This window comes from Nocardia sp. NPDC004573 (assembly GCF_053602135.1).
Window position 1 is genome coordinate 152,740 of the sequence record NZ_JBSGDA010000016.1, and the last position, 20,592, is coordinate 173,331.

At 70.9% G+C, this 20,592-nt stretch carries 9 protein-coding genes; 2 read left to right on the top strand and 7 right to left on the bottom strand.

What is annotated here, in order from left to right:
* Positions 1-115: 115 nt before the first annotated feature.
* From ACWEKR_RS24045 to ACWEKR_RS24070, 6 genes are all read right to left on the bottom strand, one after another.
* Positions 116-934, bottom strand: coding sequence for an ABC transporter permease (locus ACWEKR_RS24045; RefSeq protein ID WP_452356361.1), 819 nt, complete (start codon positions 932-934; stop codon positions 116-118).
* Positions 934-1,755, bottom strand: a complete 822-nt coding sequence (locus ACWEKR_RS24050) for an ABC-2 transporter permease (RefSeq protein ID WP_195086276.1) — start codon at positions 1,753-1,755, stop codon at positions 934-936. Before ACWEKR_RS24050 ends, ACWEKR_RS24045 begins: the two co-directional genes overlap by 1 nt.
* Positions 1,752-2,738 (bottom strand): ATP-binding cassette domain-containing protein, encoded by a 987-nt coding sequence (locus ACWEKR_RS24055; RefSeq protein ID WP_159838450.1) that lies wholly within the window; start codon positions 2,736-2,738, stop codon positions 1,752-1,754. Before ACWEKR_RS24055 ends, ACWEKR_RS24050 begins: the two co-directional genes overlap by 4 nt.
* Positions 2,735-16,036, bottom strand: a complete 13,302-nt coding sequence (locus tag ACWEKR_RS24060; RefSeq protein ID WP_452356362.1) for an amino acid adenylation domain-containing protein — start codon at positions 16,034-16,036, stop codon at positions 2,735-2,737. Before ACWEKR_RS24060 ends, ACWEKR_RS24055 begins: the two co-directional genes overlap by 4 nt.
* A gap of 199 nt (positions 16,037-16,235) precedes the next feature.
* Positions 16,236-16,697 (bottom strand): AMP-binding protein, encoded by a 462-nt coding sequence (locus ACWEKR_RS24065; RefSeq protein ID WP_452356363.1) that lies wholly within the window; start codon positions 16,695-16,697, stop codon positions 16,236-16,238.
* A gap of 135 nt (positions 16,698-16,832) precedes the next feature.
* Positions 16,833-17,924, bottom strand: a complete 1,092-nt coding sequence (locus ACWEKR_RS24070; protein WP_452356364.1) for an ABC transporter substrate-binding protein — start codon at positions 17,922-17,924, stop codon at positions 16,833-16,835.
* Positions 17,925-18,109: 185 nt separating this feature from the next.
* Between ACWEKR_RS24070 and ACWEKR_RS24075 the strand changes: the two genes are divergently transcribed.
* Positions 18,110-18,592, top strand: coding sequence for a hypothetical protein (locus ACWEKR_RS24075; RefSeq protein ID WP_452356365.1), 483 nt, complete (start codon positions 18,110-18,112; stop codon positions 18,590-18,592).
* A 180-nt stretch (positions 18,593-18,772) separates the two neighbouring features.
* Positions 18,773-19,228: a hypothetical protein gene (locus ACWEKR_RS24080; protein ID WP_452356366.1), complete on the top strand. Its 456-nt coding sequence runs from the start codon at positions 18,773-18,775 to the stop codon at positions 19,226-19,228.
* An 80-nt stretch (positions 19,229-19,308) separates the two neighbouring features.
* Here the strand turns inward: ACWEKR_RS24080 and ACWEKR_RS24085 are convergent, their stop codons facing one another.
* On the bottom strand, positions 19,309-20,115 hold the full coding sequence (locus tag ACWEKR_RS24085; protein ID WP_452356367.1) for a VOC family protein: 807 nt from the start codon (positions 20,113-20,115) through the stop codon (positions 19,309-19,311).
* Between the last annotated feature and the right edge of the window lie 477 nt (positions 20,116-20,592).

Consider the following 20,592-nt stretch of genomic DNA (forward strand, 5'->3'; position numbering starts at 1 on the left):
GTCGTTTCCCCGCCGTGCCGGATCGCCGGTAGTGCCGCAAGTCACCGGCGGCCCGAGAATGATCCGCCGGAGGTGCCGCCTCGGCGGGCGCGCGCCCATTCGCTGTGACCGGGGCTCAGCGCCTGCTGGCCCGGCGATAGCCGATGGTCGCGGGCACCGCGAAGAGCGCGATCGCGCCGAGCGACCACACGACGGTCAGCGTGAGCGGCCGCGCGAGCGGTCCGCCGAAGGCGAGCGCGCGCATCGCGTCGACCCCCACCGACATGGGCTGGTTGTGGACCACCGGCTGGATCCACTTCGGGAAGGCCACCAGCGGGACGAAGCCGGTACTGAAGAACATCATCAGTGATGTGACGATGGTGATGCCCTCGACCAGCGTCGATTTCGCGGTGAACACGGCGACGGAGGTGACGATGGTGGCGAAGGCGAGGCCGAACAGGACCGGCAGGAACAGGAAGGCGATCGCCGCCGCGACGCCTTGGTGGAACCGGAAACCCAGTACGGAGCCCACCAGGATGACCGCGAGGGTGCAGACGAAGATGCGGCAGCCCTCGGCGAGCACCCGCGACGCCAGACCGGAAGCGCGGTGCACGGGCAGCACCCAGAAGCGGGCGAGCAGACCCGCGTCGCGTTCGCGGCCGAGCAGCACGCCCCCCGCCACCGCGCCGGACAGTGCGCCCACCAGGGCGACCATGGGCACCGACCCGTACAGCGCGCTCTCGCCGGTGAACTTCTGGATCTGGCCGCCGATCACGGTGTTCAGCATGATCAGCAGCAGGCAGGGGATGATCAGCGTCTCCAGCAGGGTGACCGGATTGCGCGCCCAGCGCAGCAGCAGGCGCTGGGTCTGGATCAGCGTGTGCGCCACCAGCGCCGACACCGACACTTCCGAGCCGGTCCATGATTCGTGTCCGCGATCCGCCAGCAGTGCCATCATGCCCTCCTCGAGCTGAGCCGGATCGACAGCGGCACGCAGACGACCAGGATGCCGAGCGCCCACGCCACCGGCGGCCCCAGCAGCGACAGACTCAACTGACCCGCGTTCGGTCCGCTGTCACCGGCGAACGCGCGCAAGGCGATCGCCCACTGGGACACCGGCTGGTTGCGCACGAACGGCTGCACCCAGGCCGGGAACTGGTCGGCAGGCGCGATCCCGGTGGACAGCATGCCGAAGATCAACGGTGGCAGCACCAGCGCCTGCGCAGTGGCCTCGGGATTGCGCGACACGGTGCCGATGACGTCCCCGCCCCAGATCAGCGCGAGCCCGATGAGCAGCGAGAACAACACGAAACCGATCGTCTCCGCGGTGCCGAGGTAGAAGCGGAATCCGATGACGTGACCGCAGATCAACGCGGTGATCAACCCGATGACCAAGCGGAAGACGCTGCCGGACAGGCGCGCCGTCACCGGCACCAGCGGGCCGATCGGCATCGAGCCGAAGCGCCGGTTGAGCCCGGCGACGGAGTCGGTGGCGGCGCGGAAGGCGGCCGAGACGGCGGTGAACGCGGCGGCCTGCAGCACGACCAGGGGCATCATGTACTGCGCGTAGCTGCTGAACCCGGTGCCGATGACGGTCATGATCGTCTTCAGCGGGATGTAGAAACTGGCGGTGAAGGTCGCGGGTGCCAGCACCGAGGTGAGCACTTCGCCGCTCTGCACCGACGGCACGATCAACCGGGTGGTCAGCACCCACCACTGTTGCGGCCGCAGCGGCGCCGCCCGGGTCCGGCTCAGCCAGGTCGCCGTCGCCGTCACGAGACCACCTCCGGCCGCGAGAAGTCCTCCGTGGTCGCCAGATGTCCGGTGAGCTGGAGGAATACGTCGTCGAGCGAGGGGCGGCGCAGCGCGACGTCCACGAGGTCGACGCCCGCGCTGTCCAGCCGGCGCAGCGCTTCCAGCAGTGTCTTCGAGCCGTCCGGGGCGGGTATGGCGATCCGGTCGGAATCCGGGCCGAGCGCGTCGCGGTTCTCTCGCGGCAGCAGGGAACCCAGGGCAGCGGCGATGGCGGGCAGGTCCTTCAGGTTCAGCGGCACCACCTCGCAGTAGCTGCCGCCGGTGCGCGCCTTCAGTTCGTCGGCGGTGCCCTCGGCGATCACCTTGCCGTGATCGATGACGATGATCCGGTCGCTGAGCGCGTCGGCCTCCTCCAGGTACTGGGTGGTGAGCAGGGTGGTGATGCCCGCCTTCTTGAAGCCGGAGACCAGATCCCACACCCCTTGCCTGCTGCGCGGATCCAGCCCGGTGGTCGGCTCGTCCAGGAACACCACATCGGGCCGGACGACCAGGCCGCAGGCGATGTCGATCCGCCTGCGCATGCCGCCGGAGTAGGTACCGACCTTGCGGGCCGCCGCGCGCTCGAGATCGAACTCGGCCAGCAGTTCGTCCGCGCGGGCGCGGGCGGCGCGCTTGCGCAAGCCCATGAGCCTGCCGAACATCACGAGGTTCTCGTAGCCGCTGAGCATGTCGTCCAGCGCGGCGTACTGCCCGGTCAGCATGATGCTGCGGCGCACCGCCGCGGGTTCGGCCACCACGTCGTGCCCGGCGACGGTGGCGCGGCCGCGGTCCGGCCGGATCAGCGTCGACAGGACGTTCACCGTCGTGGTCTTGCCCGCGCCGTTCGGTCCGAGGATGCCGAGCACCTCGCCCGGCTCCGCCGCGAAATCGACTCCGCGCAACGCTTTCACCACGCCGAAGGATTTCTCGATCCCTTCGACGACGACTCCTTGGTCGGAATTCATCCTCGGCCTCCCAGATGTGCATCGAGCACGCGCGCGATGACCGGCAGCACGTGCGGCGCTGTCAGTTCGTCGTGGGTTGCCTCGATGTCGTGATTGATGATCTCGCCGGTCACATACGGCCCCCACCCAGCGGGACCGAAGATGTCGGAAGTGTCGATGACCGCGCTGAAGTACACGATGTCGCCGTCGAACACCGGACGGCGGTAACCGGTCCTGGTTCGCGCGGCGGCGTTGTACGACCCGGCCATCCGCTCCAGCGTGGCGGCGTCGATCAGCGAGACCCCGCCGAGCCGTTCGCGGATCAGATCCGCCGCCTGCTCCGCGGTCGCGTCCGCGGGCACGTCGTGGATGCCGAAGACCGCGCCGAAGGCGTTCACGAACGACCCCGCGGTGAGCCGTTCGATGCTGTCGCCGTCGATGTCGGCGGTGTCGGCGTCCAGCAGCGCGACCACGCCCACCTCCGCGCCCTCGGCTTTCAGCCGCGCGGCCGCCGCGTGGGCGATCAGACCGCCGAACGACCAGCCGAGCAGGTGGTAGGGCCCCTCGGGTTGCAGGGTCCGGATCTCGCGCACGTAGCGTTCGGCGAACTCCTCGATGGAGCCGGCGGGCGGTTCGTGGCCGCCGAGGTCGGGCGCTTGCAGCCCGTAGATCGGGCGGCCGGGCGCGAGCGCGTCGGCGAGTCCCAGGTAGGTCCACGACATTCCGGACGACGGGTGGATGCAGAACAGCGCGGGTTCGTCGCCGCCGAGCCGGATCGGCAGCACCACGTCCAATCCGAGCCCGCCCGCCGCCGGAACGGCCGGCGCCGCCGTGGCCGCCGCTTCCTCCTCGGCGGCGGTGCGCGCGGCCGGGGTCGCGGCGAACCGAGCCGCGGCGTGCAGCGTTTCGATCCACAGCTCGGCCAGCTCGGTGACTTCGGCCTCGTCGAGCAGGGTGGACGGGAAGCCGAAGCTCGCCCGCAACTGGTCGCCGATCACGACGGCGTTCACGTCGATCGCCGATTGGAGCGGCACGCCCGGGTCTTCGGCGACGTGCACGTCGCCCAGTTCGTCGGTCGGCAGCCAGCCCAAGCCCTCCAGCCCGGCTGGGATGTCGCCGGTGGAGTAGCGGCCCAGGTAGTTGAAACCGACTCGCCCCGGCAGCCGTTCCGGCAACTGCCGCGCGGTCTCGGCGTTGAGATAGCGCAGCAAGCCGAAGCCGATGCCCTTGTCCGGCACCGCGAGCAGCTGGTGCTTGACGGCGCGGATCGCCTTACCCAGCGCGGGCCCACCGGCCAGCGCCTCGTCGACGTCGATTCCGGCCAGGTCCAAGCGCACCGGGTAGAGGCTGGTGAACCAGCCGATGGTGCGGGAGAGATCGGCGCCGGGCACCACTTCCTCCTGGCGGCCGTGACCTTCCAGCCGCACCAGCGCCGATGGGTCGCTGCCGCGCCACCGCACCAGCGCCAGCGCCAAGGTGGCCAGCAGCGCGTCGTTGACGCTGCCGTGGAACAAGCCGGGCAGGGTGGTCAGCAGCGCGGTGGTGACCTCAGCGGGGACGTCCCGTTCGATCATGCGCAGCGTGCCGGTCCGGTCGACGGCGGGGTCGAGTTCCCGGCCGCCGATCACCGGATCGGGGGCGGCGAGCACATCGTGCCAGTACGCCAGTTCGGCGACGCGGTGTTCGGAGCGCGCCTCGTCGGCCAGCGCGTGTGCCCACCGCCGCATCGACGTTCCGGTCTCCGCGAGCACGGGCGTGGTGCCCGCCGACACCTGCGCCCACGCGGCCACCAGATCCGGCACGAGAATCCGCCACGACACCCCGTCGATCACCAGATGGTGCGCCAGCACGATCAGCCGGCCCGGTCGGGTGCGCGCGCCGGCGTCGCCCACCGGCTCCAGCCAGATGAATTGCAGCACCGTGCCCTCGGCCGGATCGAGCCGGTCGGCCGCGGCGTCCAGTTCGGTCATGGCGAACTCGTGCAGATCGATCGGATCGACGGCGGTGCATTCGACGCGGTGCACCAGCGCGTCCACGTCCACGGAGCCGGGCGGGCCGACCAGCAGACGCGGGCCGTCGCCGTCGGTCATCAGCCGGGCGCGCAGCATGTCGTGCCGGTCCATCGCGGCGGAGAGCACCGCGACGATCTGCGCGCGCTCGATGCCGACCGGCAGTTCCAGCACCGCGGTCTGGGCGAAGCGGTCGTAGTTCCCGCCGCGGTGCAGCATGTAGTGCACGATCGGCGTGAGCGGCAGCTCACCGACGCCGCCGCCGGGCAACTCGTCCAACGTCGGCACGGTCCCCGCGGCGTCGGCGGCCGCGGCCAGCGCCGCCACCGTGCGGTGCTCGAACACTTGCAACGGGGTGCAGGTGATGCCCTGTTGTTTGGCGCGCGAGACCAGCTGGATCGCCAGGATGCTGTCGCCGCCGAGCGCGAAGAAGGAATCGTCGGCGCCCACCCGCGGCACGCCCAGCAACTCGCCGAAGATGGTGGCGAGTTGCTGCTCGGTCGGCGTGACCGGCGCGCGGTATTCGGTGCGGTCGGCGACGAACTCCGGCGCGGGCAGCGCCTTGCGGTCCAGCTTGCCGACCGCGTTGAGCGGGATCTCGTCCAGCACGACGAACGCGGCGGGCACCATGTAGCCGGGCAGGATGTCGGCGGCGAAGGCGCGCACCTTCGCGACGTCGAGCTCGAACCCGGGCGTGCGCACCAGGTAGGCGGCCAGCGCGGTCGCCCCCGTGGGGCCGGGCACGCCGAGCGTCACCGCGAAGTCCACGCCGTCGGCGCGGCCGAGCACCGCGTCGATCTCGCCGAGCTCGATCCGCTGTCCGCGCACTTTGACCTGGAAGTCGGTGCGGCCGAGATACTCCAGTTCCGGCCCCGCCTCGCCGCGGATCCAGCGCACCAGATCACCGGTGCGGTACATCCGCTCACCCGGCGCGCCGAACGGGCCTGCGACGAACCGGGCGGCGGTGAGGGTCGACCGCGCGTGGTAACCGCGCGCCAGCGCCGGTCCGGCGAGATACAGCTCGCCCGCCACGCCGAACGGGACCGGGCGCAGCCGGTCGTCGAGGACCAGCACTTGCGCGCCCTGCACCGGTGTGCCGATGGACACCGGGGCGCCCGGCTCCAGCGGCGCGGAACCCGTCGCCCAGATGGTCGATTCGGTGGGCCCGTACAGGTTGACCATGGTGCGCCCGGTGGCCCAGCGCTCGACCAGCTCGGCGCCGACCGCCTCGCCCGCCACCGCGAGCACCCGGACGCTGGTCACCTCGGCGGGATCGAGGGTCGCCAGCGCGGAGGGCGTGATCACCATGTGGGTGACCTGCTCGGTGTCGATCAGCTCGGCCAGCGCGCTGCCGCCGAACACCTCCGGCGGCGCCACCACCGACGCGCCACCGGAACCGAAGGCCATGATCGCCTCGAACACCGACGCGTCGAAACTCGGCGAGGCCACCTGCAGCACCCGGGAGTGCTCGTCCAGGCCGAGCGAGTCCCGTTGCGCTGCGACGAGATCGGCGATGCCGCGATGGGAGACCGAGACGCCCTTCGGTGTGCCGGTGGAACCGGAGGTGTAGATCATCCAGGCCGCGTTGTCCGGCCGGACGGGTCGGGGCAGTTCGCGCTCGCGCACGGGGCGGTCGCTCGCGGCGCTCCACCGCTCGACCAGGTCGAGGTCGTCGAGCACCAGCCAGTTCGTGCTGTCGGGGAGCATGGGCCGCAACGCCGCGAGGGTCAAGCCGAGGGTCGCTCCGGAGTCGGTGAGCATATGGTCGATGCGCTCGACCGGATGCTTCGGATCCACCGGCAGGAACGCCGCGCCCGCCTTCGCCGCGGCCCACATCCCGGTGAGCAGTTCCGCTGAGCGTGGCAGGCCCAGCGCGACAACGGTTTCCGGCCCGCCGCCGGACTCGAGCAGGACACGGGCCAGGCGATTGGCGTGCGCATCGATCTCGGCGTAGGTGGTGATGTGCCCGCCGACCAAGAGGGCGACGCGATCCGGATACCGCCGCGCGGTGTCGGCCAGCAGTTCCGGCAGCGTCGTGGTCGCGGCGGGCGCGGGACCGCGCACCGGCACCAGCGTGGCGCGTTCGGCGTCGCCGAGGATGTCGATGTCGGCGATGCGGATCTCGGGCCGGGTCAGCGCCGTGGTGAGCACGCGCCGCCAGCGGGTGGCGAACGCGGCCATCGTCGCCTCGTCGAACAGGTCCGTGGCGTAGGTCAGCACCGCGTCGATGCCCGCCGGACCACTGTCGGCGAAGCGTTCGCGCAGATCCAGGGTCAGGTCGAACTGGGACGCGTCGCGCTCGAAGTCCTCCACCTCGAACCGCAGGCCGGGCAGTTCCAGCACCGGTTCGACGAAGTTCTGCAACGACAGCGAGACCTGGAACAGCGGGTGGTGGGCGGTCGAGCGAGCCGGATCCAGCACCTGGATCAATCGCTCGAACGGCACGTCCGCGTGGGCGAACGCGTCCAGGTCGGCGGACCGCACGGTGTCCAGGAACGCCGCGAAGCCCGCGCCCGGATCGACCGGCGTGCGCAGCGCCAAAGTGTTGACGAACATGCCGACGAGCTGGTCGAGCGCTTCCTCGCCGCGTCCGGCGACCGGCGTGCCGATCAGTACGTCGTCGGTGGTGGCCAAGCGTGCGAGTAGCACCGCGAGCGCGGCGTGCACGACCATGAACGGGCTGACGCCGTGCGCGGCCGCGAATTCCACCAGCGCTCGATGCGTCTCGGCGTCGACCGTGAAGCCGAAGTCGGCGCTGTGCATGGTCTGCACCGCCGGGCGCGGCCGGTCGGCAGGCAGTTCCAGCACATCGGGCGCGCCGGCGAGGGTCTCGCGCCAGAAGCCGATCTGGCGCGCCGCCAGCGATTGCGGGTCCGCCTCGTCGCCCAGCACCTCGCGATGCCAGAGCGCGAAGTCGGCGTACTGCACCGGCAGCGGGACGCGGGCGGCGTGTCCGCCGAGGGCCCGCTCGGAGTAGGCCGCGACCAGGTCGGCGGCCAGCGGCGCCATCGACGCGCCGTCCGCGCTGATGTGGTGCACCACCAGCACGACGACGTGTACCGGCGGCGTGGCGGCCGCGATCGCCTCCGGGCCCGCGGTGTAGCCGGACGCGACCGGCGCGGTCCCGGCGACGGGCCCGGACGCGACCGGCGCGGCGCCGGTGGACGGAGCCGACGACACCGGTGCCGCGGTCGGTGCGGGCTCGGCGCCGCCGTGCAGGCGGAACAGGCCCACCCGCAGCGGCGGCTGAGCGGCGAGGTCGAATCCGGTTCCCGCCAGCTCGGTGATCCGCTCGCGCAGCGGGGCGCCGTCCTCGGTGTCGGTCACCGGCATCGCGGGCACGGCCACGTCCGCGTCCACCACCACCTGACGCGGCCCCTCCGCGTCCGCGGGATAGAGCGTGCGCAGGCTCTCGTGCCGGTCGACCACGTCGACGAGCGCCGCGCGCAGCGCCTCGACGTCCAGGTCGCCGGTGAGCCGCAGTGCCACCGCGATGTTGTAGGCGGGCGAAGCCGGATCCATCCGGTTGAGCACCCACATGCGCTGCTGCGCGGGCGACAACGGCACGCGATCCGGCCGGAACCGCGGCGCGAGGGCGAACCGGCCTGGCTCCGCGCCGGTGGCGGGCACCACCCGGGCGGACAACTGGGCGACGGTCGGCGCGTCGAACAGATCGCGCAGCGCGATCCGTGATCCCAGCGCCGCGTTCACCCGCGCCACCACCTTCGTCGCGCTCAGCGAATTGCCGCCGAGTTCGAAGAACGACTGGTCGACGCCGACGCGCTCGCGGTCGAGCACCTCGCCGAACACGGCGGCCACCGCCTCCTCGACCGGCGTGCTCGGCGCGAGGTAAGGCCGATGGTCCTCCGAGAAGTCCGGCACCGGAAGGGCTTTGCGATCCAGCTTGCCGACCGGCGTGAGCGGAATGGTGTCCAGTACGACGAGGTAGCCGGGCACCATGTACCCGGGCAGCTCGGCGGCCACCTGCGCGCGCAGCCGCTCGACGTCCAGCCGCACGCCCTCGGCGGGCAGCACGTAGGAGACCAGCACGGTGGCGCCTGCCGGGCCGGCGCGCCCGATGGTCACCGCGTACTCGACCTCGTCGTCGCGGGAGAGCACCGCGTCGATCTCGCCCAGCTCGATGCGCAGGCCGCGGATCTTGACCTGGAAGTCGCTGCGGCCCAGATACTCCAGTTCGTACCCGTCGCCGTTGTCGACCCAGCGCACCATGTCGCCGGTACGGTACATCCGCCCGCCGGGCTCGCCGAAGGGGTCGGCGACGAACCTGCTCGCGGTCATCTCGTACCGGTTGAAGTAGCCACGCGCGAGGGCGGGACCCGCCAGGTACAGCTCGCCGGGCACCCCCACCGGGACCGGACGCAGCCAGGCGTCCAGCACCACGGTGGCCGCGCCCCGGATCGGTCCGCCGATCGTGATCGGCTCGCCGGCGACGAGCTCGCCCGGCCCGGTGGCCCAGATGCTGAACTCGGTGGGGCCGTACAGATTCACCATGCGCCTGCCCGGCGCCCACCGCTCGATCAGCTCGGGTGTGGCCGCCTCGCCCGCGACCGCGAGCACGCGCAGGTGTTCCAGTCCGGCGGGTTCCATGGTGGCCAGCGCCGACGGCGTGATCACCGCGTGGGTGACGCGCTGGGTGCGCAGCAGCGTTTCCAGTTCCGTCCCGCCGTAGACGTCCGGTGGTGACACCACCAGTCTGCCGCCCGCGCCGTGCGCGGTGAGCAGCTCGAACACCGAGGCGTCGAAGCTCGGCGAGGCCACCTGGAGCGCGCTGGCGGTGTGGTCGAGCCCGAGCGTCTCCCGTTGCGCGGTCACGAGATTCGCGATGCCGCGGTGACTGAGCAGCACGGCCTTCGGCTTGCCCGTCGAGCCGGAGGTGTAGATCAGGTACGCCGTCTGATCCAGGTCGATCGGGCCGCCGCGCTCCTCGTCGGTGATCGGCGCCTCGGACACGGTCATCACCCGGCGGATGGTGTTGAGGTCGTCGAGCAGCAGCCAGTCGATCGTGCCGGGCAGCGTCTCGCCGGTCGCGGTGACCGTCACGCCGATCGGAGCCTTCGAATCGCTGAGCATGTGCTCGATGCGCTCCACCGGGTAGTTCGGGTCCAGCGGGGCGAACGCCGCTCCGGTCTTGGCCAGCGCCCACACCGCGACCACCGATTCCAGGGAGCGGGTGAGCGCCAGCACGACGAACACCTCGCGCCCGACGCCGCGGCGCAGCAGCACCCGGGCGTAGCGGTTGGACCAGGCGTCGAGTTCGCGGTAGGTCATGGTGAGCGCGCCCGCGGTGATCGCGATGGCGTCCGGATCGATCCGCGCGCCCGCGGTGAGCAGTTCGGGCAGCGTGGCCTGCGGCACCGACTCCGGGCCCCGCACCGGCACCAGCGCGGCGCGCTCGGCGTCGTCGCAGTACTGCAGCTGGGACACCAGCGCGCGCGGGTTGTCCGCGAGCTGGGTCAGCAGCCGGACGAAGCGGTCCAGCAGCGGCCGCGCCGCCTGCTCCGGAAGCTGGTCGGCCATGTACTTCAGCGTGATCCGCAGGGTGTCGCGGCCATCGTCGCCGCGCAGCGGGATCACCATGAGATTCAGCGGATACGGCGTCGCGTCGGTGCCTTCCACATCGAGCACCCGCATGCCCGCGATGTCCAGCGCCTGCGAGAGCGCTTCGCGATCGATCGGGTAGGACTCGAACACGGTGAGCGTGTCGAACAATTCGGCCAACCCGACCGCCTGGTGGATGGCTGCCAGTCCCACGTGCTGATGGTCCATCAGCCGCGCCTGCTCGGACTGCACGCGAGCGAGCAGGTCGGCCACCTTCTCCGCCGGATCCAGGCGCACCCGCACCGGCAGCGTGTTGATGAACAGGCCGACCATCTCCTCGACCCCGCCCAGTTCCGGCGGCCGTCCCGAGACGGTGCCGCCGAACACCACGTCGGTGCGGCCGGTGAGCATGGCCAGCAGCATCGCCCACGCTGCCTGCACCAAGGTGTTCACCGTCGCGCCCGCTTCCCGGCCCGCGATCTCCAGCCGGGCGACGGTGTCGCGGGAAAGGTCGGTGGAGATCATGCCGGTCTCGGTCGATTCGATGCCGGCGAGGGTGGGGACCGCGCGGGTCGGCGTGTCGATACCGGCCAGCGACTCGGTCCACGCCGCGAGGGATGCGGCATCGTCCCTGGTCGCCAGCCAGGTCAGGAACTCACGGTAGGAGTGCGCGGGCGGCAGCGCCGCGGCGTCACCGTCGGTGACGTAGAGGGTGAGCAGCTCGCGCACCAGCAGCGGCGTCGACCAGCCGTCCAGCACCAAGTGGTGGTTGGTGAGCACGAAACGGTAGGTGTCCGAGGCGATCCGGATCAGCGTGCAGCGCAGTAGCGGGGGACGGGTGAGCTCGAACCGAGTGCGGGCATCCAGCGCGATCAACCGGTCGGCCTCCCGCTCGCGCTCCTGCGCGTCGGCGATCCCGGTGAGATCCGCTTCCCGCCATTCGATCTCGGCGTCGGCCAGGACGAGCTGACGCGGACCGTCCTCGGTCTCGACGAAGGCGACGCGCAAGTTCTCGTGCCGGGTGACCAGAGCCTGCGCGGCCCGGCGCAAGCGGGCCGCGTCGACCGTCCCGGCCAAGGTGAGCAGCGACTGCACCGTGTAGCCGTCGGCGGTGTCGGAGTCGTAGAGCGCGTGGAAGAGCAGCCCGTACTGCAGCGGCGAGAGCGGCCACACGTCGGCGATGGTCGGGTAGTCGCGCTCCCAGGCGTCGATCTGCGCCTGGGTGACGGCGACCAGGTCGAAGTCCGACGGGGAGCGTCCGCCCGCGCGCGCGGAAGCGGCGTGCCCGGCCAGCGCGCCGAGCGCCTGCTCCCACAGCGCGGCGAGTTCGCCGAGATCGGCCTCGTCGAACAGTCGTCCGGCGTAGGCCCAGGTCACCTCGAGACCGGCGTCGGTGAGCACGGCGTTGATATCCACCGCGGCGGCCAGCGGCGCGCGGTCGTCCTGGGTGGCGGCGAACCGGCGCGGCAGCCACGGCTCGGCCTCCCCGCCGGTGGACGCGCGGCCGAGGTAGTTGAAGCTGATCTGCGGCGTCGGCGCGTCCGCGAGCGCCGCGGCGGTGTCCGGCACCAGATAGCGCAGCATGCCGAACCCGATGCCCTTGTCCGGCAGGGCGCGCAGCTGTTCCTTGGTGGCTTTGATCGCGGCGCCCGCCGCGTCCCCGCCCGCGAACGCGTCCGCCACATCGATGCCGGTCAGGTCGACCGCGACGGGGTAGACGCTGGTGAACCAACCCACCGTGCGCGCGACATCCGCGCCCGGCAGGACGCTCTCCGCGCGGCCGTGGCCCTCCAGCGTGAACAGCGTCGCGGTGCGTCCGCGCCACCGGGCCACCGCCAGCGCGAGCCCGGCCAGCAGCACGTCGTCGGCGCCGCAGTGGAAACGATCCGGGGCGGTGGTGAGCACGGTGTGCGCGATGTCGGCGGGCACGACGGTCGTCAGATGGGCCATGGAACCCACCACGTCGAGAGCCGGATCCATCGGCGCCGAGCCGAGCGCGGGATCGGGCGTGGCCAGCACGCGTTGCCACAGCGGCAGCTCGCCGGTGCGGGTGGCCGCGTGCTCGCGCAGTCCGTGCGCCCAGCGCCGGAACGACGTGCCGACCGGCGCGAGCTCGGCGCCCAGCGCGGCGGTGGCCAGATCCGGCAGCAGGATGCGCCAGGAAACGCCGTCGGTGACCAGGTGGTGCAGCACCAGCCACAGCAGCGGCGCCGCATCGGGGCGCTCGATCCACACGAAACGCGCCATCACGCCCGTCTCCGGGTCGAGCTGGTCGGCGGCGCGCTGCAGCGCACGCTCGCAGGTCGTCTCGAGGTCCGCGTCCGCGGTCACGGCTTCCAGGAGGGCGCCCGCGTTCACCGCGCCGGGCTCGGCGACCACCCAACTCCAGCCGTCACCGGTGCGGCGCAGCGTCGAACGCAGCAGGTCGTGCCGGTCGAACAGGGCCTGGAGCGCGGCGACCAGACTCGCGCGTTCGCTCTCGGCGGGCAGCTCGATCAGCACCGCTTGGGCGAACCGCCGCCAGGTGTCACCGGTCTCGAGCATCGAGTGCACGATCGGGGTGAGTTCCACCTCGCCGACTCCGCCGCCGGGCAGCTCGTGCACCGCGCCGGTCGGCACGTCGGTGGCCACCGCGGCCAGCGCCGCGACGGTCTTGCGCTCGAAGACATCCCGCGCGCCGAACCCGAGTCCGGCCGCCTTCGCCCGCGACACCAGCTGGATCGAGACGATGCTGTCGCCGCCGAGCGCGAAGAAGCTCTCGTCCACGCCCACCGATTCCAGGCCGAGCACTTCCGCGAACAGCGCGGCGAGCGTCTCCTCGCGGGGCGTGGACGGCGGCCTGCTCGTGCTGGTGCGCCCGCCGAACTCCGGTGCGGGCAGCGCTTTGCGGTCCACCTTGCCCAGCGGCGTCAGCGGGAGACTGTCCAGCACCATGATCACCGCGGGCACCATGTAGGACGGAAGCGACTCGCCCGCAGCGGCTTTCAGAGCTTCCGGATGCGGCTGCGTGCCCGGCTTCGGCAGCACGTACGACACGAGAGCGGTGGCGCCCGAGCCGGTTTCGACGCCGAGGGTGAGCGCGAAGTCGACGTCGTGATGGCGTTGCAGGGCGGCGTCGATCTCGCCCAGTTCGATGCGGAAGCCGCGCACCTTCACCTGGAAGTCGCTGCGGCCCTGATATTCCAGTTCCACGCGCCCGTCGTGGCCGACCCAGCGCACCAGGTCGCCGGTGCGGTACATGCGCTCACCGATCGCGTACGGATTGGCCACGAACCGGTCCGCGGTCAGCCCGTTGCGCCGGTGGTAGCCGCGCGCCACACCGGGCCCGGCGAGGTAGAGCTCACCCGTGGTGCCCGGCGGCAGCGGACGCAGCCAGGGGTCGAGGACCACGGCCGACACGTCGCGGGCCAGACCGCCGATGGTGACCGGACCGCCGGGCGTCAGCGGGGCGCTGAGGGTCACGGTGATGGTGGTCTCGGTGGGGCCGTAGCCGTTCAACAGCCTGCGCCCCGACCACTTCGCGACCAACTCGGGCGGGCAGGCGTCGCCGCCGACGATCACGGTGCGCAGCTCGGGCAGCGTCGCCGGGTCCAGCGATCCCACGACCGCCGGGGTGACGTTGAGGTGTGTGACCCGGTGCGCGCGCAGCACTTGGGCCAGCTCCTCGCCCGCGTACGCCGAGGGCGGCACCACGGCCAGCGTCGCGCCCGCCGTGAGCGTCACCAGGATCTCCTCGACCGAGATGTCGAAACTCGGCGACACCGCGTGAGCGACGACGGCATCCGCGTCGACGCCGAACCCGGCGCCGGAACTCGCCACGAGATTCGCCAGCCCGCGGTGCGAGACGAGCACGCCTTTGGGGAGGCCGGTCGAGCCGGAGGTGTAGATGATGTACGCGACCTGGTCCGGTCGCACCGCGGCGGTCCGCTCGGCGTCGGTCAACGCTGCGGCGTCCCGCTCGGCGACCGCTCGCTCGGTGCCCTCGTCGTCGAGGATGAGCCAGGACACCCGGTCCGGCAACGACTTCCGCGCGGAGGCGATCGTGATGCCCGCGACCACCCCGCTGTCGCCGACCATGTGCTCGATCCGGTCGGCCGGATAGGTCGGGTCGATCGGCACGAACGCCGCGCCGGTCTTCGCGACCGCGAGCGTCGCCAGCACGGAGCGGACCGACCGCGGGATGGAGATCGCCACCGTGCGCTCGGGTCCGGCGCCCGCGGCGATCAGCACCCGGGCCAGCCGGTTGGTGTAGTCGTCCACCTCGCGGTAGGTCAGCGCGGTCTCGCCCTCCACGAGCGCCGTCGCCAGCGGATCACGGGCCGCGCCCGCGGCGAGGATGGCGGGCAGAGTGCGCGCCGCGACGCCCACCGGCCCGCGGGCGGGTGCGAAGTCGGCGCGCTCGTCCTCGGACAGCACCGGCACGCTCGCCAGCGGCGCGTCCGGTCCGGCGGCCAGGAAGCGGTGCAGGAACGACAGGAAGCGCCGGTGCTGGCCGGTCAGTTCGGAATCGCTGTAGAGGTTGCCGTTGGCCTGGAAGTCGATATGCGTGCTCTCGCCGCCGACGCCGGGATACAGGTTGACGAACAGGTCATCGATCAGCCCGGAGGTCAGGACGTGCAACCGCCCGGTGACCGGGCCGAGCTGGATCCTGGTGTCGACCATCATCAGGTTCACCGAGGGGCCGAACGACCCGGCCTCGTCCATCGGCCAGCCCAGATCGCGGAAGATGTCCTCCTGCCGGTAACGCTGGCGTCGCAGTGCCCCGGTCAGCTCACCCTGGGCCGCCCGGATGACGTCGCCGACCGTCGTGGCCGGCGTCATCCGCAGCCGCAGCGGGACCACGTTGGCGATCATGCCGCCGGAACGGCGCAGCGTCGCGGTGGTGCGCGCGGACACCGGGAGGCTCAGCACGACCTCCGGCGCGCCGGTCATCGCGGACAGGTACGCGCCGAACGCGGCGACCACGGTCGGCGCGACGCCGGAGGACACCTGCTCGGCCACCGCGTCCAGCAGTCGCGCGGTCTCGGCGGGCAGCGCGCCCGTGACCCGGCTCGGATGCCCGTCCACGCGCGCGGTGCGCCCGGCCAGGCTCACCGGGTCGGCCATGCCGTCCAGGTGCGCGATCCAGTGCTCGCGGTCCGCGCCGAAGCGCTCCGAACTGCGGTAGGCCAGATCCGCCTCGACGATCTTGCGCAGGTCCTCCGCCTTCGCCGGCGGCGCCTCGCGGCCCTCCACGGCGGCGTTGTAGAGCTCGCCGGTGCGCTGCACCATGGTCAGCGCGCCCATGCCGTCGAGCACGATGTGATGGATGCGCGAGTACCAGAACCAGCGGTCCGCGCCGACGCGCAGCATGGCGATGCGGACCAGCCGGTCACGGGTCAACTCCAGCGGCGCCTCGTACTCCGCCCGCATCCACGCGTGCGCGGCCGCCTCGGGATCGGGTTCGGCGCGGAAGTCGAGCGTTTCCAGGCTGTCGTCGAGGGTGGGGTCGACGAACTGGAACGGATGCCCCTCCACCTCGATCAGGCGGAGGTAGCCGGTGCCGAACTCGCGCCCGGCCTGCCGCGCCGACCGCGCGAGCAGGTCGAGGTCGATCGGCCCGGTCAGTTCGACGTATTGGGCGATGGAGATCGGCGTGGCACCCGCGACGTGCTGGGCGAACCAGATGCCGCGCTGCGCCGCCGACAGGGCGAAGGCTCCGTCGGGGAGAACTGTGTCCGGATTTTTCGCCGAAAGGGAAGGCTGTTGCATGACGTGTCCTACGTTCTGACCGCGGTCGGGCTATCCGGCAATGACCGCCCGTAGCCACCGCGGTAGCGGTAGTACCTGCCGCCGCACAGCACGCGGCAACTCAATTCTGAACCGGTGCGGCCGGCGCTGCGGGGGTATTGCGCACACTGCGCGACCCGAACATCGCTGTTCGGGTCGCGGGGGAGGAGGCAGTGCCCGGTCAGGCGGTCTTCGGGAGCAGATCCAGATCGGCCGCGCGCAGCGGTGCGGCGGAACTGGCCAGGTAGCGCTGCAAGGTGGAGCGCTCGTCCAGCACCAGCCAGGTGATCTCGTCCGCGGGCTCCGGCTGCTGATCCTTGGTGGTGACGCCCACCGGGGTGCCGAGCGCGTAGGAGCGGTCGCCGGTGACCGGGACGGTGATGGCGCCGATCTTGGTGGCGGCCCGCTCGGCCACCACGGACTCGATCGGCTGGTCGATCGCGACCGCGACGCGGGTGCCCGGTCCCGCGCCGATGGCCAGCAGCAGCCGGGCGAGGCGGTTGGACCAGCGATCGAGTTCGGCGTAGGTGAGGTCGCAATCGGCGACGGACGCCACGACCGCTTGCGGATCGACCTCGGCGACGGACTGCGCTTGCGGCAGGACGTACAGGTTGTCGGCGAGCGAATCGGTCAGCGTGTGCATGTCGTGTCCTCGGGGTCGATTGAGAGGTTCTCGGCGTACCTCTGAATCTCGTCCTCGAGAGCGCTTTTCGACAGCAACCCCAGCGCTGGTCCACGCACTCCCAGGGTGGGGGAAACCCCACCCAAGGGTGTGGGGTCAGTCGGTCACGTAGCCGTTGAGCGTGTTGCGCAGATCGGTGAGCAGGGCGCGGGCGGCGGTGAGGCCCTCGCCGTGCCAGACGCTGTCCTCCACGGCGAACACTCGGCGATCGGTGGCGGCGCCGAGGTGCTTCCATGCGTCGGTGCGCAGCACCGTCTCGCCGTGCTCCTTGCCCTCCGGGCCCGCGAGGATCACGTAGACGACGTCGCCCTCCACCTTCGTGGCGAACTCGTCCTCGCGCACGTCGAACGAGGCGCCGCGCTGGGCCGCGGGACGCTGCACGCCCGCGTCGCCGAGCACCTGGCCGGAGAAGCTGTCGCTGCCCTGCACCCGTTCGGTGTCGGCGGTGAACCGCACGACCGAGGCCTGGGTCTGGCCCGCCGCCAAGGCGGCGCCGGTGTCGCGCGCCTCGGTGCGGTAGTTCTGCAGTGCGGTCTCGGCCGCCCCGCGCCGTCCAAGACCCGCCGCGAACGCGGCGAACTCGGCCTGCCAGCTGTTGTTCGAGCCGACCAGCACGGTCGGGGCGATGGCCTGCAGCGCGGTGAAAGTCGCTGCGCCGGCGGGTACCTCGCCCAGGATCAGATCAGGGTGCAGGTTCGCGATCCGGGCCGGGTCGGGCTGCTCGGCGGTGCCGACGCCGGGGATCTTCAGCACGCCGGTGCCGAGGTAGGCGGGCTGCGGACTCGGCCCGTCCATGGTCACCGTGCCCACGACCCGCTCCCACAGGCCGAGCGCGCAGACCGCGTCCAGCGCTGAGGTGGTGAGCACGACGATGCGCTGCGGGTCGGCGGGCACCTCGGAGACGCCGGCCGCGTGGGTGACGCTGCGGGTGGCCTCACCGGGATCCGGCGCGCTCGGCAGCGCGCACGCCCGGGTGGTGTCGCGCTCCAGCCCCACCACTCCCGCGCCCGCGATATTGGTGGTGGTGCGCACGATGGAAGCGGAGTCGTCGGTGGTGCCGCCGCATCCCGCCACGAGAATCGCCGCGCCCGCCGCTACGACCGCCCGCAACCGGTGACCGGCCGCGCTGTTCCGATGGCGGATCGCGCGAATTCGGGTGCGTCCATGCATCACGTCGCTCACCGGCATGCGAGTGAGGGTACATGTCGGCGCCGGTCGTCCCGAGGGTGAGGTGGGAGCGGTGGGCACCGGACGTGGTTTTCGACGCGTTCCATGCGGAGCGACTCGGCCGCTTCTTTCGAACGAGGCCTGCCCATGTTGCTGTTTCGATGCGGTCGCGACGGGGAGTTGCGCGACAACAAAAAGGGGGAATCATGAGACTGCGTTCCATTCGGCTTGCGTTGTTCTTGTTCACGGTTGTCTGTACCGTTGCTGGAGGTGGCGGGGCGTCTGCGACGCCTCCGCCCGGATCGAAATTCGACTACGAGAAGTTCGCGGCCGATATGGCGGCGTGCGATGCGGATGGCAGCTCCATGAACGAGAGCCGGATACTGTACGGCGCCGTTCATCCGAACGGCTCCAAGATGCAGTTTCGGTGCTATGCGTTGCGCCATATGATCGATGGCGGGCACGATCCGTTCGTCAATCCGAAAGCATTCTTGGACTGCATGGACCGGTTGGTGAGTTTCGGCTTCCCCCGGGATGGTAACAAACCAGGTCACAAACAGCACATACTCCAGTACAACGGCACGAGCAGCCGGGCGAAGCTCGCCTACGATACGAACCGCGGCAACGATATCCTCACTGTCTGTACTGAGCCGCGGGACAATGAGTGGTTCGCCTGCGCGACCATGTAATTCCCTCGAACGGGGTGCTGAACGCAGATGGGGACACGTCGACGCGAACTGGTCGCTGCTGCCAGGCGGAGTGAGGACGCCATCGAGGAACCGCTGTCACGACTGCGGCTCGATCTGACGGAGATGGTCCGTTTCTGCGGTCGGGTTTTCTGTGGCGAATCTTCCAGTCATGCTCTGGCGGTGCATGCCATCCGCGCACAAAGCGCCATCGCGACTGTCGGCTCGATGGACGGATTCACCGCATTCGATCGCCTGCGGTTGGCGGCGCTCGACAGCGTTGCCGGAGAGATGAAAGGTTTGGACGCCGACACCCTCGACTTGGTGAACGCTGATCGAATAACCGATGGGGTGACGCAGTTCTTCCAGCAGAGAAGAGTGTCGGCGCGTCCGCTGACGGGAATTTTCCTGATCTGCCTGAACGAGGCATACGCCGTCAGCGGAGGGTATCGTGCCCCCTATCTCGGGGCGCGGAACATCTCGGAAATGAGATTGTTCACCGACCTCGAAGACGAGCCGTTCGTCGCATTGTGCGACGAATTGACGACTCGATTCGAAGAATTCACCGGTGAGAATTTGTCGGTTGTCGCGAGCATCGAGGACATTATGGCGGAGTTCGTGCGCGCGAATCCCGTGTGAGAAGCAGCCTAGGTACGAGTGAAACATGGGCCCGCACGACGAGGCGGAGTTGCGGGGAGTCTTCGTGCGGACCGTCCGCGTCACGCGCGGTTGCCGCCGATGCTGAACCGTGCGCCGGTGGCGTCGGTGACCGCGGACATGCGGCCGTAGGGGGTGTCCTCGGGCGGGGAGAGCACCTTTCCGCCGAGTTCGACGAGCCGCTCGACGGTCTTGTCCACGTCGTCGGCGCCGAAATAGACGGTCCAGCCCGCGGGTGCGCCCTCGGGCAGGAAGGCCGAGGCGTCCATGACGCCGCCCAGCATCGGGCTCTCGGCGTGGATCGTGGAGTAGCGGAATTCGGGAGCGTCGGAAATGGTGAAGACGTCCGACCAGCCGAACACCTCCCGGTAGAACGTCAGCGCGGCGTCGTAGGCGCGGGTGTGCAGCTCGAACCAGGACGGCGCGCCCGCGTGCTCGCGCCAGCGGCCGCCGGAGACCAGGCCCATGGTCTCGAATCCGGGAAACGTCCCGGACTGCCAGATGCCGACGCCCGCACCGCCCACGTCGCCCAGCACGGCCATCGTGCCCAGTTCGCCGACCGCCATCGGCGGCACGACCAGCGACGCCCCCGCCGCGGTCGCCGCGTCGGCGGTGGCCCGCGCGTCGGAACTGGACAGATACACCGTCCACTGTTCCGGGCTGTCGGTGTCGCCGGGCATCCTGCCCATGGCGCCCGCCACCGCGCGCCCGTCCTTGCGGAAGGTGACGTACCCGCCGAACTCCTCGCCCGCGCTCTCCGCGGTCCAATCGAACAGCTCGCGGTAGAACGCGATACTCCGATCGAGATCGGAGCTGTACAGATCGACCCAGCAGGGATCGCCGGGCTTGCTGCTCTTCGGTGTCGTCATCGCTGGTCTCCTGCCTGAAATGAACTCGTGCCACCGATACAGACGCCCACCGTCCACAGAACTCATCGGTCCAGTGCGACGTATCCGACCCCGACGGCGCACAGGGCACGAATCGCATGCCCGCAGATCTACCGGCCGCCCACGGCCCCGGGAGCGCACGCTCGAGCGGAATGCACGGCCCGCGGCGCAGCTGTCTCGTCTATACCGCCGTGCACGACAACCCAGCACCGCCAGCATCCGGCCCGGAACGGCCGCTCACCGCACCCCGGCGCCCCAGGCATCCGGCCCGGAACCGTCGCTCACCGCACCCCGCACCGCACCCATCCAACCCAGAGTCACCGACGACGCGACCACTCACCTCAACCACCTTTTTCGAGCGAAGCGAGACCGAGCATTGCCCGTTCGCGGCCCGGCTCGCGTCCGAGCGGCCGCCGCGTCCGCGACGCAGTCGCCAGCGGCGGTCGCTCGGATCGGAAG